The 14,330-nt window shown below is 64.9% G+C and carries 16 protein-coding genes; 4 read left to right on the forward strand and 12 right to left on the reverse strand.

From position 1 onward, the window contains the following. On the reverse strand, window positions 1–609 hold a 609-nt coding region (locus ACH2EI_RS19645), incomplete at its 3' end, for a metal ABC transporter substrate-binding protein (protein WP_395161267.1). A gap of 13 nt (window positions 610–622) precedes the next feature. Here ACH2EI_RS19645 and ACH2EI_RS19650 point away from each other — a divergent pair. Further along, on the forward strand, window positions 623–1,507 hold the full coding sequence (locus ACH2EI_RS19650) for a metal ABC transporter ATP-binding protein (protein ID WP_395153919.1): 885 nt from the start codon (window positions 623–625) through the stop codon (window positions 1,505–1,507). Between the two features lie 47 nt (window positions 1,508–1,554). On the opposite strand, the gene ACH2EI_RS19655 is transcribed toward ACH2EI_RS19650, so the two are convergent. Continuing rightward, window positions 1,555–2,007 (reverse strand): Fur family transcriptional regulator, encoded by a 453-nt coding sequence (locus ACH2EI_RS19655; protein ID WP_395153918.1) that lies wholly within the window; start codon window positions 2,005–2,007, stop codon window positions 1,555–1,557. Between the two features lie 76 nt (window positions 2,008–2,083). On the opposite strand from ACH2EI_RS19655, the gene ACH2EI_RS19660 reads away from it, so the two are divergent. From ACH2EI_RS19660 to ACH2EI_RS19670, 3 genes are all read left to right on the forward strand, one after another. Beyond that, window positions 2,084–2,398, forward strand: a complete 315-nt coding sequence (locus ACH2EI_RS19660) for an ArsR/SmtB family transcription factor (protein WP_395153917.1) — start codon at window positions 2,084–2,086, stop codon at window positions 2,396–2,398. An 87-nt stretch (window positions 2,399–2,485) separates the two neighbouring features. Then, window positions 2,486–2,791, forward strand: coding sequence for a hypothetical protein (locus ACH2EI_RS19665; RefSeq protein WP_395153916.1), 306 nt, complete (start codon window positions 2,486–2,488; stop codon window positions 2,789–2,791). Window positions 2,792–3,050: 259 nt separating this feature from the next. Next, the gene (locus ACH2EI_RS19670) at window positions 3,051–4,310 is read left to right on the forward strand and encodes an MFS transporter (RefSeq protein WP_395153915.1); all 1,260 of its coding nucleotides are present in this window, start codon (window positions 3,051–3,053) and stop codon (window positions 4,308–4,310) included. Window positions 4,311–4,353: 43 nt separating this feature from the next. Here the strand turns inward: ACH2EI_RS19670 and ACH2EI_RS19675 are convergent, their stop codons facing one another. The 10 genes from ACH2EI_RS19675 to ACH2EI_RS19720 all read right to left on the reverse strand — a co-directional run bounded on the left by ACH2EI_RS19675 (window position 4,354) and on the right by ACH2EI_RS19720 (window position 14,306). After that, a complete protein-coding gene (locus tag ACH2EI_RS19675; protein ID WP_395161269.1) occupies window positions 4,354–5,655 on the reverse strand; it encodes an APC family permease in 1,302 nt (433 codons plus the stop codon). A gap of 58 nt (window positions 5,656–5,713) precedes the next feature. Next, window positions 5,714–6,949, reverse strand: coding sequence for an ATP-binding protein (locus ACH2EI_RS19680; RefSeq protein WP_395153913.1), 1,236 nt, complete (start codon window positions 6,947–6,949; stop codon window positions 5,714–5,716). 120 nt (window positions 6,950–7,069) lie between these two features. Then, the gene (locus ACH2EI_RS19685) at window positions 7,070–7,210 is read right to left on the reverse strand and encodes a hypothetical protein (protein ID WP_395153912.1); all 141 of its coding nucleotides are present in this window, start codon (window positions 7,208–7,210) and stop codon (window positions 7,070–7,072) included. Window positions 7,211–7,364: 154 nt separating this feature from the next. Further along, window positions 7,365–8,828 carry a VWA domain-containing protein gene (locus ACH2EI_RS19690; protein WP_395153911.1) on the reverse strand — a complete coding sequence of 488 codons (1,464 nt, stop codon included), beginning with the start codon at window positions 8,826–8,828 and terminating at the stop codon, window positions 7,365–7,367. Further along, on the reverse strand, window positions 8,825–9,850 hold the full coding sequence (locus ACH2EI_RS19695; RefSeq protein ID WP_395161271.1) for an AAA family ATPase: 1,026 nt from the start codon (window positions 9,848–9,850) through the stop codon (window positions 8,825–8,827). Before ACH2EI_RS19695 ends, ACH2EI_RS19690 begins: the two co-directional genes overlap by 4 nt. Continuing rightward, a complete protein-coding gene (locus tag ACH2EI_RS19700) occupies window positions 9,766–11,016 on the reverse strand; it encodes an iron-containing alcohol dehydrogenase (protein WP_395153909.1) in 1,251 nt (416 codons plus the stop codon). The genes ACH2EI_RS19695 and ACH2EI_RS19700 overlap by 85 nt, the downstream gene beginning before the upstream one ends. A gap of 33 nt (window positions 11,017–11,049) precedes the next feature. Next, complete coding sequence (locus tag ACH2EI_RS19705; RefSeq protein ID WP_395161273.1) at window positions 11,050–11,802, reverse strand: class I SAM-dependent methyltransferase; 753 nt, start codon at window positions 11,800–11,802, stop codon at window positions 11,050–11,052. Window positions 11,803–11,852: 50 nt separating this feature from the next. After that, the gene (locus tag ACH2EI_RS19710; protein WP_395153907.1) at window positions 11,853–12,707 is read right to left on the reverse strand and encodes a class I SAM-dependent methyltransferase; all 855 of its coding nucleotides are present in this window, start codon (window positions 12,705–12,707) and stop codon (window positions 11,853–11,855) included. Continuing rightward, window positions 12,704–13,630: an HDIG domain-containing metalloprotein gene (locus ACH2EI_RS19715; RefSeq protein WP_395153906.1), complete on the reverse strand. Its 927-nt coding sequence runs from the start codon at window positions 13,628–13,630 to the stop codon at window positions 12,704–12,706. The genes ACH2EI_RS19710 and ACH2EI_RS19715 overlap by 4 nt, the downstream gene beginning before the upstream one ends. Next, window positions 13,623–14,306, reverse strand: coding sequence for a hypothetical protein (locus ACH2EI_RS19720; protein ID WP_395161275.1), 684 nt, complete (start codon window positions 14,304–14,306; stop codon window positions 13,623–13,625). The genes ACH2EI_RS19715 and ACH2EI_RS19720 overlap by 8 nt, the downstream gene beginning before the upstream one ends. Between the last annotated feature and the right edge of the window lie 24 nt (window positions 14,307–14,330).

A 14,330-nucleotide genomic window follows, 5' to 3' on the forward strand; every position in this document is an offset into this window, starting at 1 on the left:
ATCGGTCCAGATGTGCGGATCGCCGCCTTCCTCATCCGAATGCTCCTCGCCTTCCTCATCCGAATGCTCCTCGCCTTCCTCATCCGAATGCTCCTCGCCTTCCTCATCCGAATGCTCCTCGCCTTCCTCATCCGAATGCTCGTCGTCGGAGTGCTCTCCAGTGAACTCGAGAAGGTCAATCTGTTCGGCGAAGGAGAACACATTGGTTCCAGAGTCAGAGACGTTGGCGATGATGTCGAGCATGCCTTCCTCGAAACCGGCGCCGTTCACGATCAGCAGGTCAGCGTTCTCCATCGACTCGGCCTCCCGCGCGGACGGGGCGAAGTCGTGCGGGTCCGATCCGAGTGGCATGATGACCTCGACGTCAGCCTGATCACCGACCGCTGCCGACACCACATCACCCAAGATGTTGGTCGTGACGACGATCTGCGGTCGCTCACCGCTCTCGCTCGGCGACGAGTCGGCCTCGCCCTCGGCGGCGGTCACGGCGGCCGATGATCCATCGTTGGAGTCAGAGGAGTCAGAGCCGCAAGCTGCAGCACCTGCTGCGAGCACGACAACACTCAGGACTCGGCTACTTGAACGGATAGTATTGAGAATTCTTCCCATAGCCTGAGAGGTTATGGGAACCACTCCAAGAACGGCAACCCCGGTGCGCAAGTCTCCCGAAACTGATGATGTCGGTCACGCTGGTGCTCTCGGCACCAGCCGCTCCGGTGCTTCCGCGACCGCTCAGCACTCGCCTGTGACGTCATCGCTCGGGCCAGCGTCGTCGATCTACTTCTCGGACGTACGTGTCGAGCGAGGACGATCGACGGTGCTCGATGTGGCAAGCCTGCAGATCGATCCCGGCTATACGGCGCTGGTGGGTCCGAACGGTTCGGGTAAGTCGACGATGCTCCATGTCATCGCTGGCCTTCTTCGACCATCGGCGGGCACCATGACGCTGCCATCGTCGAGTGCCGGCAATGCCCGGGTCGCCTATGTACTGCAGTCACAGCATGCCTCCAAGCAGTTGCTTGTGACCGCTCGTGAAGTCGTGCAACTCGCACGCCGCAGCGGGCGGCTCGGTCGAGCCACTCCACAGGATCGCCGGATCGTCGATGACCTGATGGAGCGCCTCGGCGTCACAGATCTGGCGCATCGGCATCTCGCCGACATGTCGGGTGGCCAGCGTCAGCGAGTCTTCATCGCCCAGGGCCTCGCCCAGGAGGCTAACATCCTGCTGCTCGACGAACCTGTCGCAGGGCTTGATCTGGCATCTGAACAGACCATCAGGCAGGCAATCGACGACGACCGGTCGTCGGGTCGCACGGTGGTGGTCGCAACCCACGACCTGGACGAGGCAACCCGCGCCGACCAGGTCGTGTTGCTGAACGGTGCCGTCGTCGCCGTCGGGTCACCGACCGATGTACTTCAGCCAGAGCATCTACGACAGGCGTACCGAGGCCGAGTGTTGGAACTCGGAGACGGATCCGTTGCGGTCGACGACGACCATCACCACTGAGCACCACTGACCCGAAACCCGAATCGACAGCGCCCGCAGGCTCCGCGTCACGCAGCCGCTGCGGTGCAATCGGAACAGACGACAAACACGTCGATCAGATGACTGGACGGGGTTGCGGCGGCGGCTTTGGCAACCCGACCGAACGCAGCATCGAGCTGCTTTTCGAGTTCGTCGTCGAGGGTGAAGTCCTCCACGGTCCCACATTTCTCGCAGATCAGATGATGGTGATGTTCGGTCAGTTCTTCTGCGAGTTCGAAGAACGCATGGTCAGCTCCGTGGACGAGGCGACGAATGACACCGGCCTCTTCCATCAACGACAGGTTGCGGTATGCCGAACTCTGCGTGATCTCGCCGGAATACGACAGCAGATTCGGCAGCGTGACCGGTGCGCCGATGGCACGCAGCGCCGTGACAATTGCTCGACGGCCAGTGGTGTATCGCATCTCATGTTGAGCGAGGCGGTCGGCCACGACACGGTCGAGTTCAGTTGTGGGAGCCATAACCAGGTCGAGTATAGCCAGCGCTCTCCCGCTCCACCGGGTTGATATTCAAATATTCGAATAGTATGTTGCGGGTGTGATTTCGTCGGACCCGAAGCACCACGTCGGTGACACCTCCTACGGTGACGCTGCTGCGTTGTTGAAGGCACTGGCACATCCGGGGCGGTTGCAGATCGTTGCAGAACTCGCCAACGGGGATCGATGTGTCCACGAGCTCGTGGACATACTCGGCATTGCGCAACCCACCGTGTCCCAGCACCTCCAGGTGCTTCGAGCAGCACGCCTCGTGACGGCGACAAGGGCGGGCAAAGAGAACCGCTACACCCTGGCCGATCACCACGTCAGCCACATCGTCGGCGACGCCATCGCTCACGCAGCCGAACATCGCTGAGACATCGGCTGAGACACCGCTCGACCCGAACCCGGGCCGGTCGACTCACACCAATCCAAAGACCACCACAACATCGAGGAGAACTTCATGACCACAGCAACCGAACACCGCATCCACACCGAACACGATCATCAGCACGGGCCTGAGTGCGGCCACGCCAGCACCACTCACGGCGACCACGTCGACTACGTCCACGACGGCCACCTCCATCGCCAACACGACGGGCACTGGGACGAGTGCAACGGTGCTGATGCCTGCATCACCCACGCCACGCACGAGCACCAGCACGGCCCGGAGTGCGGACACGAGTCGATCCAGCACGGCGACCATGTCGACTACGTCCACGACGGCCACCGTCACGCCCTCCACGACGGCCACTGGGACGAGCACTGAACCGGACGTGATGCCGACGCTGCAGGCCCCAGTCCGCAGCGTCAGGCTCGATCCGGAACTCGAGAACGACCACGTCGTCGAGTTCGAGGGCGACACGACGAGATGGCCGAAGTTGCGTGGAACGAGCCACACGCGATCCGTCGAACGTCCACTGCCATCGTCCAAATTCGACGAGACGGCGCAAACGGGAATCATTCTATGATTCTCACATGCACGACCCCGCCGAGCATCGGCGCTCCTCGCACGGCACGAACGTCCAGTGACATCGACCCTTCTGCGGTCCGAACCGCAATTCGTTCGCTGGGCGACGGCCGAGGGCGTGTCGATGCTCGGCTCGGGAGTCTCCGCGATCGCCCTGCCGATCCTCGTCTACCAGATCACTGGGTCAGCGGGAATCACCGGTCTGCTCTTCGCACTCCGAGTGCTGCCGTACCTGTGCGTGGGCCTGATCGCCGGGCCGATCGCTGACCGTGGCAACCGCCGCCTGCTGATCATCGGCGGCAACATCGCCGAAGGCCTCCTCACCGCCACCATCCCACTCGCAGCCGCATTCGGCGTGTTGAGCGTCGCCCACATCTACGTGGTCACGCTGCTGTCAGCCACCGTGTTCGTGTTTTCTGACGCTGCCGTGTTCGGTGCCGTTCCCGCCCTTGTCGGTAACGAACGCCTCCCGGCCGCCAACGGGTTCCTCGGTGCGCTTCAGTCGGGCAGCGAGATCGTCGGGCCCGCACTGGCCGGCATCCTGATCGCCGTCATCGGAGCCGAGGCCACCCTGTGGGTCGATGCAGCGAGCTTCTTCGTTGCGGCCGGCGTGCAACTCACAATCCGATCAAACTTTCGAACTGCGACGGACGACTCCAACGAGGTACCGCGCCGCATCCGCGACCAACTCGGTCGGGCCTTCCGATTCATCCGAGGCGAGCGAACGGTGTCCACGCTGCTCGTTGCGGGCTTCGGCAACTCGTTCGCGTTCGGCATCGTGCTCGGCCTGCTCGTCCCCTATGCCGTGGAAGAACTCGGCCTGGGCTCCGAAGACGGTCGCGTCGGGGCACTCTTCGCTGCGCTCAATGTCGGCAGCATGATTGCCGGGCTGCTCTTCGCTCGCATCTTCGACGTCGCCCGGATCCACTGGCTCACGCCACTCAGCCTGGCCGGTTCAGGCGTCATCGCAGCACTGCTGTCGCTCAACGCTCTGCCGTTTGCGGCGATCGGCCTGCTCGTGGTGTTCTCGACGACGATCACGTTCACGATCATCGTCGGCATCACCTACCGGCAACTGTCCACCACTGACGACCTGCGATCAACCGTGAACGTGATCGGCCGGATGATCGCGTGGGGCGGTCAACCCTTGGGCGCCGCTGTCGGTGCGCTCGTTGCCTCGATCGCCACGGTCGCCGTCTCGTATCGGTTGACCGCAGCCGCCATGATCGCGGCAGCGCTGTTCGCCTGGCTTCGCCTGCCTCGCATCGCTCGCCCGCCCGGCGACCCGGCAACTGATTCAGTGGCGGACACATCGTGAGCCAGACTGATAGTCGAGCGACGATGTTCCTCGTGCACCGACATCAAGCCGCGTTGTCGTCGGATCGACTCCTCGTCCCCCACTGGTCCACAAGCAAGCGAACCACCACACCGACAGCGAGCACGCCGAGCCCGGTCACCACGGCCGACACCGGAAGCGACACGACGAGGACCACGCAACCAATCAGCCCGACGATCGCGATCCATCGCGGCCACCGTCGCTGCGCAGCATCGAGCGTGAACGTCGAAGCATTGGTGATCGCGTAGTAACTCAGGATCGCCACACCTGACAGACCAATCGCGTCGCGCAGGTCGATGACGACGATCAACACGATGACCACAGCGGCAACAGCGAATTCCGCACGCAAAGGCAGCGACCGCGCTTCGTCGACGTGGGCGAACCACCCGGGCAGCTCGCGGCGCCGAGCCATTGCGAGTGTCGTGCGCGACACACCGGGAATCAGGTTCAGCAATACCCCGAGCGCAGCGATCCCTACGCCGACGCTGACGAACGGACCAAGCCCGTCGAAACGACCGGCGTCAACGACCAGGCGCAGCGGCGCGTCCGCGGCAGCGAGAAATTGCGTCGGTACTGCGGCCAACGTGGTGACTGCAACGATTGCGTAGACGACGAGTACGGCACCGAGCGCCAGTGGGATCGCCCGCGGGATGGTCGTCTCGGGGTCCTGCACTTCCTCGCCGAGTGTTGCGATGCGGGCGTACCCGGCGAACGCGAAGAACATGAACCCGGCGGCGCGCAACACGTCGAACACTCCAGCGTCGATCGGGGTCAATCGAGCGATGTCAACGTCGGGCGCGGACCAACCCGACACGACCACGGTCGCCAACGCCGCAAGCGACACGATGAGCAGGATGCGGGTGACGAACACCGTCCTGGACAGCCCACCGATGTTGATTGCGGCGATCGCCACGATCGCTGCCACCGCCACGAGTCGGTCGTGCGCCGGGGCGAGGTATGCACCGACCGTGAGCGCCATTGCGGCACACGACGCCGTCTTGCCGACCACGAACCCCCAACCCGCGAGATGCCCCCAGAACGGGCCGAGTTGATAGCGGGCGTAGACGTAGGTGCCGCCTGACTCGGGATGGATCGCAGCGAGTTGCGCCGACGACGACGCGTTGCAGAACGCTACGAGAGCGGCGATCGCAAGACCGATCAGCAATCCGGTACCGGCAGCCTCCGCAGCCGGTGCCCACGACACGAACACGCCCGCACCGATCATCGACCCGGCCCCGATCACCACGGCGTCCGACACGCCCAGCCGTCGTTCGAGATGACCTCCGCCACCGGTGTGCGCTGGCCTGCCGTCGCCCTGTCCAGTCACCCGGTCAACGTAGCCGGAGTCGGAGCGCGCTTGTATGGCCGATGCGACCACTCCGTTGTCAGGCCCAGAGCGACGAGATCGGTGCAGCGACGAGTCGGTCGCCGAGCGATCCGTGGTGGGATCCGGTGTGCAGCACGATGCCACCCTCGAATCGATCACCGATGCGGTCACGGAGGTATGCGAGATGCCGAGCATGTTTCGCCAGCGGCGTCGCCGTTGCCTTCACCTCGATGCCCACGATCTGACGACCGCGTTCCAGGATCACGTCGACCTCTCGCTGGTCGCGGTCTCGATAGTGCAACAGGCGTGTCGGTTGTGCCGCCCACGTGATCTGCTTGGCCAGTTCCCCGACGACGAAGCTCTCCAACAACGGCCCGAACCAGCGTGAATCGGGAGCGGCGAGCGAGATGGAAGTCTGATTCAACGAGTGAGCGGCGAGCGCAGTGTCGATGAGGTGCAGCGTCGGACGCTTCTTGGCTCGCGTGGTGTTGCTCGTCGACCACGCCGGAACCAACCGGACGAGGTACAGCGTGGCGAGGATGTCCAGGTACGAACGCACCGTGTCGCCGTTGGTCGCGAGTTCGCGTGCGAGATCCTCGACGACGAGCTCGTGAGCCGAGCGAGCAGCGACCTGATCGACGAGACTGCGCAACACGTCACTGCGTCGGATGTCGGCGACCTGATCGACGTTTGCCCGACTGGTCACGGTGTCGATGTACGACTCGCACCACTGAGATCGGAATCGATCGCTCGTGGAGCCGAGTACGAGTTCGGGGAAGCCGCCGCCCGCAATCAGGTCGGCGTAATGTCGGCGACCGAGTTCGGCTCCATCAGCGACCAGACCGGCAAAGGCGTTGTCGACGAAGTGTTCGTCGACGCCGGTTCGCTCGCCCACCGAGAACGGGAGGAGTTCGAGGATCCCGATCCGGCCGGTCAGTGTGTCGGCAACCGACTGCATCGTCAAGAAGCGGGTGGAACCGGCGAGGATGAACTGGCCTCGATCCCTGTGTCGGTCGAGTTCACGCTTCAAGGCAAGCAACAGCGCGTCTCCACCTCGCTGGAACTCGTCGATGGCCGTGGGTCGATCGACGTCGGCGAGCAGCCCGACCGGATCGGTAAGTGCCCGATCGAGCAGCGTCGGATCATCGAGGTCGACGAGCGTCCCACGTGAGCGCTGTAGGTGTTCGAGCAGAGTGCTCTTTCCTGCCTGTCGCGGACCGTTCACGACGATCGCGCGAAACCCACTCAGCAGCTCGGCGGCGATGGTTTCGAGACGTCGAGTCTGATCGTCCATTGCCGAACCATAGATGAAATACCACGCGTGAATCGGATTTTGCCGGGTTTGCAATCGGATTTTGCCGGTCGTGTGATCGGATTCTGCCGCCTGAACGCCCGAGTTGCCGCTACGTAGGTCCTATCGGTCGCGGCTGGGTTTCCAGCCAGCCCACTTCTTCATGTAGGCAGCGTGTTCTGCTCGGACGCGCTCGCGAAGCGCCTCGATCTCGTCGGGGTCATCGGGCATCTTGGTGCGCGAGGCAACAGGTTTGTCTGACATCAGAAGCAGCGTCCGATGGATCGAGTGCGGCCTTGTCCGGTCCAGCGCTCAATCGAGTCCGGAACCAAATTGTCGGCCGAGCGGTCAAAGCCCTCGCTGGTCGAGAGTTGGTGCAACATCTTCTGAGTCGTTGTCGGAACGAGAGTCATCCCGATCATTTTGATGATTGCTGCCTTGCTCCTGGCAGGTTGACGTGCAACACACTCCTCCCGACCTCGCGTCGGTCGTGGCGACGTTCTTGGCAGAGCACACCCGACTCCACGAACTCGGCCAGGTCGTCGAGGGAGCGGACGCGAGCCGCGTGGTCGCACACAGTGGCGTACTGCTCCATCTCGCCGTGGCCGAATCCCCATGCACCCTCGGGTTCCGGCGTCAGCCAGACGAGTCGACGGCTGCGGTCGCGAAGTTGGCGGACCGCGTTGACGTTCGGATCGAGGCCGTTGGAACGCCCGTCGCCAATCACGATGACTCTGGTCGACGCGTCGACAAGTGACCCGTATCGCGTCCAGAACGAACGCAACGCAGCGCCGTAGTCGGACGACCGCGATGGGTCGAGTGGGCCACCGCCGGGGTCGTCGAGCAGCCGACCGATCGCGGAAGCCACATCAGCGTGGCGGATGGTGTCGGTGACCTCGACGCACTGGTCGACGAAGCCCACCACCCGCACCCGAGCCGCCTGCGCGGCGAGCATGTTCGCAACATGCAGCATCAGCCGGGTCGTTGGACGCATCGACAGTGACGTGTCGACGAGTAGGACCACCCGGCTGCGGCGCAGCGCGGGGGTTCGACGGATTGTCTGGATCGGCACTCCCCCGGTGACGACAGCGCAGCGAATGGTGCGGCGCAGGTCGACGACACCCCGGTGGTCCCGACGCTGCCGCCACGAGGGTGCTCCGTCGAGTTGTCGGCGAAGGAGTCGGACGATCTGGGCGAGACGGCGCGACTCGTCGAGGCTGAACGGGTTGAGGAGTCGGGTATCGCTCGGCGCGACGTGAGTCGACATTCGAACCGCAGCGTCGAACATCGCGTCGCGTTCGACGAGTGCTGCGGCAAGACGCAGGCGCATGGCGTCGAGGACGTCGAGTGTCTCTGGGAGCAGGACAAGCCCCTGCCGACGACCAGCCCGAGCCGGGTCGGCATGACCGGCATCGGCCCACGCACCCATGTCACTGTCGGCGTCGACGACCGGAGCCACATCGTCACCGTCCTCGCCGAGCACCGCTGCGGCCGAGCCCTCCGATGCCTCACTGTGCGGAGTCGTGGCTCCGATCCGTTCTGACGGATCGTCGACGTAGGCAGCATCGTGGCGTTGGCGGTCGGTGTCGAGCATCAGTCGGGCGTCCGCCGCCGGCGCCGATGCCGTGTGGTCGACGGGGTCATCGTCGGTCGATCGGTCAGCGACCCATGCGCCACCGAACCACGACTCGAATACTTGGTCGAAGGTTGCGTCGTCGCGTCGGTGGCGAACCATGACGAGGCGCAGTACCGCCTGGATGCGGGATCGGTCGTCGAGCGCGATCAATGTCAATGCCTCGGCAGCGGCGATGGTGGCGTCGATGCCGACATCGACGCCTGCTCGTCGAAGCAAGGCGGCGAAGCGGGTGATCGAGACGATCACCGGTCGGGGCGAGGAGCGTCAGGGATCAGCACGTTGCGGACCGCCGCCTCGTCGCGACTGTGTTTGACGATCGTGGCGAGGGTCTGCTCGATCGTGCGCTCATCGAGGTCGTCGGCACCAAGCACGAGGAGCGCTCGCGCCCACTCGATGGCCTCGGCCGACCCCGGCGGTTGGTGCAACGCGACACTCCGGAGTGAGGCGAGCGCCTCGACAACTCGCTGCGCGAGCGCTGCTGCAACACCAGGCACGGCGTTGGTGACGATCTCCAGTTCGCGCTCGGGGGTCGGGTAGTCGACCGCAATGCGCAGGCAGCGCCGCTTCAACGCGTCGGCCACCTCGCGCGTCTCGTTCGAGGTCAACACCACCCACGGCGTCGACGTGGCAGTGATCGTTCCGAGTTCGGGGATCGTGACCTGCTGCTCGTCGAGTACTTCGAGCAGCAGGGCGTCGAATGCTTCGTCGGCACGGTCGACTTCGTCGATGAGCAGCACCACCGGCTCGGGTGACCTAATGGCGGTGAGGAGTGGCCGCTCAAGGAGGAACGACTCGTCGAACAACGCCCCAAGCGACACCGACGACCCTGTACCACCAGAGTCGGCTTGACCGGTCTGGCCGGTCGGGTCGGCGCGTGCGAGTTGCGTCGCGAGGAGTTGGCGGGTGTAGTCCCACTCGTAGAGGGCCCGTGCGTCATCGATGCCTTCGTGGCACTGGAGTCGAACAAGCGGTCGCTGCGACACCTGAGCAAGACATCGAGCGAGCGACGTCTTGCCCACGCCCGGCGGCCCCTCGACGAGGAGCGGTCGCTCCAGCGCCGTCATCAGGTGGATCGCCGTTGCCGTGGTGTCGTCGGCGAAGTAGCCGACGGTTGCGAGTTGCGCTGCGACATCCTCGGCATCGCGGAACGGCGTCGCCGAGCGTGGAGGCTCGGGTGTCGCAATCAGCTGCGGCTCCCGACGAGACAGTCCTTCACAACGCTGCCGAGCGAGTCGAGATTCATCACCCGCGGGTTGGTCATGGTGCACACGTCACCGAGTGCGTGGAGCGCAATGCGCCCGACGTCGTCGTCGGTCGCGCTCGGGGTCGGGAAGCCGCCCTGGCCGACCCGACTCTTCGAGTAGTCGGGGAGGTCGGTGAAGTTCTGCGGAATGCCCACATCGTCGGCAAGACGCGACGCAGCGGCGAGGGCAGCGTCGGCGGCCTGGGGCACGGTCATCGAGCGCGTGTCAACGCCCATCGCAACAGCCATACGCGCGAACTTCTCGTAGTTCGCCGACAGGTTGTGCTCCCACACGCGGGTGAGGGCGATGCCGTTGCCCATGCCGTGGTGCGTGTCGAAGCTGGCCGACATGGCGTGCGACACCGAGTGGACGCAGTCGAGCCCAGCCGAGTTGAACGCCTGGCCGGCGATGTATTGGGCGTACATCATCTGCTCACGCGCCACGGGGTCGTAACCGTTGCCCACTGCGGTGGGCAGGTACTTGAAGGTCATCTCGATCGCCTGGAGTGCGAGGCCCTGTGAGGGGATCATGTCGAGGATCGACAGGTAGGCGCCACTCGCATGGGCGAGCACGTCGAAACCGCAGTACGCCGTCAGATCGGCGGGCATCGGCATGAACAGCACCGGGTCGTCGATGCACATCGACGGAGCGACCTGGTGGGCGAAGCTGGCAAACTTGTGGTTCGTCGGCCCCGACGTGGTGTCGGTGATGACGAACGCGAAGCTGGTCTCGGAACCCGTGCCCGCGGTGGTCGACACAGCGATGTGGGGCGGCAGGATCGGGTTGTCGAGTTCCAGCGGGCCCTTGAAGTCGTTGATGCTGCGACCGTCGTGGGCGGCGACGACTCGGGTCGCCTTCGTGCAGTCGTGGCTCGACCCGCCACCGAGCGAGATGAAGCTGTCGCACGCCTGGCTCGTGTAGGCCGCGTGGGCCGCCATCACGTCACGGTCCTTCGGGTTCGACTCGACGCCGTCGAACACGACGACCTCGACACCGGCCGACTCGACGATCCCCTTCACCTCGTCGACGATCCCCGTGCCGCGCAGACCCGTCGTCATCAACAACGTCCGCTTGAAGCCGAGCTGAGCGGCCGACACGCCGATCATCTCGTGGGCACCCGGACCGAGCAGGGCGTGCGGCGTCGGGTGATAGTTCTTGATCGGAAACACGTGCAGTCGGGAGATGTCCATCGCTGCAACCTACATGTGTTTTAGGAACGACTCCTATTTATAGGCCACCACGATGCACGCTGCGCCGACGCGATCGACGACGTCAACCCGGGTGAACCCAGCTTCGGCCAGCATCACTCGGTAGGCCGCCAGATCAGGATGGAACTCGGCAGAGACGAACTCCATCTGCGATCGCGCTTCGAGCCCCACGGCGATGGCTGGATCGGTGGATGCCCTGAGTCGCCTCCACCACTCATCCGAGTCGACCTCATCGCCCGACGACGATTCCGGAGCCGGAGCCGGTGCCGGACCCGAAGCCGACAATCGTCCGTCAGCGTCGACCAGGTCAGCGAAGACATCAATGTTCACGAACACCTCGCCGGGCTCCAATCCGTCGGCGATGCGCCGCAGAATCGCCGGCCATGCCGCCTGAGCGAAGTAGTGCAGCACCAGCACCGTCACGACTGCGTCGGGACGCTGTTCGACTCTCGACCTCCAGTCACCGTCGACACGTGCATCCACGATCTGCAATCGTGTTTCCGGCGTCTGGAGTTGTCGCGCCAACACAAGGAGGGCAGGGTCGTGATCAACGCCGATGACAACGGCGTCAGGAAAGGCATCCGCCACTGCACTCGTCACCGTCGCCGGGCCGCATCCGAGGTCGACGATCACATGCGGTTGCAACTCGGCGAGGGTGGCCGACATCGACGCAAGCAGCTCCGCCCGTCCGGGCAGGTAGCGCTCAGACATCGCCTCCCAGTCTGCGTAGATGCTGGACGGCCAACGGCGGTCATTCATCCGGATCATGTGCCCATTGTCTCAGGACGGCGATCATCCGCCCGGCCGCCACCGAGCACTCAGCCCTCGTTCGAGGCATGGCGCCGCAGCACCGACACGACGTAGTCGGCGCGCAACGCCACACCGGTGGATGGGCGCTCCGCGACCGGCACCATGTGCTGCGAGAAGTCGACGACGAGCAACGCCCGTGCGGCGTCGAGGGTGCCGTTCTCGTGGAAATGGGCGAAGAGTTGCTGCCACGGCCCCGACCACTGCTCTAACTGGTCGATGGCGTCTTCGACCGATGCGAATTCGAGACCGATCGGATGACGGCGTTGCCCGATGAGCGTGACTGGAGATCCTGCGAACAACCCGGCGACACCGCTGAAGCTCGACCACGGACGACCGAGGGCACCGGGCGATACCGGTGGCATCAACGCGGTCAGCTCGTCGCTGCGTTGGACGCCGAACAGCCCGGTTGCCGCCCATGCGCAGACTGCGATGGTGCCGCCGGGCGCAGTGACCGCGGCCATCGCCCGAGCGGTCGCAGCCGAGTCGGGGGCAAACATGACGCCGAACGAGGAGGTCACCACGTCGAACGCGCCAGCGCATTCGGGCCTGGCGACGAACAGATCGAAGTCGTCGTGAACCCACTCGATATCGACTGCGAGATCGCTCTCTGCAGCGGCGGCCCGGTTGCGGGCTACATCGAGGAGTTCAGGGGTCAGGTCGACGCCGACGACATGCGCACCGCGCCGGGCAGCCTCGATGGCGACCGCCCCGGTGCCGGTGGCCAGGTCGAGGAGTCGGACCCCATCGAGCGGCAACCCTCTGAGCACAGCAGTCGATGCGTCACGGAACCAGTCGCCAACAATCTCGTAGCTCCCCGAGCGCCACAGGTCCCGACGCGGGTCGTCGGCCAGCAATTCGCTCACCGAGGACTTCCCGCCACGCCACTCGTCTGGGCTACCCGGCCGACTTGGCCTGCCTGGCCGGCGGCTTGCTCGTCGGCCCACCACTGCCGGAGACGTTCGACAGCCTGGTCACGGTCGAGGGGCTCGTCGCCGGATTCGTCGACGGCGAGCAGCATTGCGATGGCGGCCCCGACCGCAGGACCGGGAGCGATGTCGAGGAGGGCCATCACCTCTTCACCACTCAACGGTGGCCGTCGACGGTCATCGGCATCGGCGGCAGCCAGGTCGCGGATGCGTTGCTCGAGTTCGTCGACGAGGGCCCGCAGCGCCACGACCTTTTTCACATGACGCGTGGTGCAGTCGTAGCGCACGAGTTGGTTCAGGTCGCCGAGCAGTTCACCGGCATCTCGGGCGTAGCGACGCACGGCGCTGTCGGTCCAACCGTCACCGAAGCCTTTGAACCTGCCGCTCAACTCGACGAGTCGGGCAACATCGCCGACGAAACGCTCGTCGAACTCCAGACCGGTCAGGCGACGCTTGGTGATCCGAGCACCGACCGCCTCGTGATTGCGAAAGGTGACGCCGCCAGGCCCGACACGATGCGTTGCCGGCTTGCCGATGTCGTGCATGAGAGCGGCCAAGCGCAGTCGCAGTTCCGGCGGGGTCGATGCGGTGACGGCGATCGTGTGGGTCAGGACGTCCTTGTGCAGGTGGACCGGATCCTGTTCCATCTGCATGTCGACGATCTCGGGGATCCACCGAGCGAAGAACCCGTCGTGGACGAGCGTCGCCAGCCCGATCGACGGATCGTCGGCGATCAACACCGAACACAACCGGGCTCGTGCCGAGACTGCATCGCCACCGACATCGGCACGGACATCGACACCGCCGTTGTCTCGACCCAGAGTCGGCCGCCACTCGCTTCTGTCGGGCCGATCATCCACGTCCGGAGACTATCCGTTGTTGAGAGTCATTCCTATTTGCTGTATGCGACATCCCCGCGTCGTGCCACAGGTAGGCGAAGTCTCCACGCACCCCAGCAACGGTCCGCTCGGTCGACGCCGCCACCCGGACCGCGGCGATTGCTCCGCCGAACTCCAGCTCGATGTCGGGCAAGGCGGCATCGACACCGATTTCCTGCTCTGCGATCCGCTCGAATGAACCCGACCGCACCACGTCGTCATTCGTCGGATGCCAACACACCCCGGTGACGGTGGTGTTGTGGCGCTCCGAAGACAGTGTGGCGCATGAAGCAACGTCGAGCACGCTGGCACTCCGCCCATGGCCGACTGCGACGTGACGCCCGCACTGCGAGGACGCCAACGCCGACACCCAGCGACCGAGTTCGATGGGGTCACCGTCGATGGTTGCCGTACCGTCCTGGCCGCCGCTGACCAGACGGGCAACAGCCCAGTCGGGGCACAGCGCCCCGCCGTTGTGGAAGCTCACCTGCTGCTGGGAGCCGTCGGCGGTTTCGGCAACGACGACGTCACCTGCCAGAGAGGCCGCAGCCAGCCGCGAGCCGGAAGGGTCCCAAGCGAGCGCTGTCGGGCAGTCCCCAAGTGTGATCTCCCAGAGCGGCGGCCAGTCGACTGGCTCGGCGAGGACGTCATTGCTCATTGCGCAGATCCGTGACCGTTCAAC

This window comes from Ilumatobacter sp., assembly GCF_041688325.1.
Lineage (GTDB): Bacteria > Actinomycetota > Acidimicrobiia > Acidimicrobiales > Ilumatobacteraceae > Ilumatobacter_A.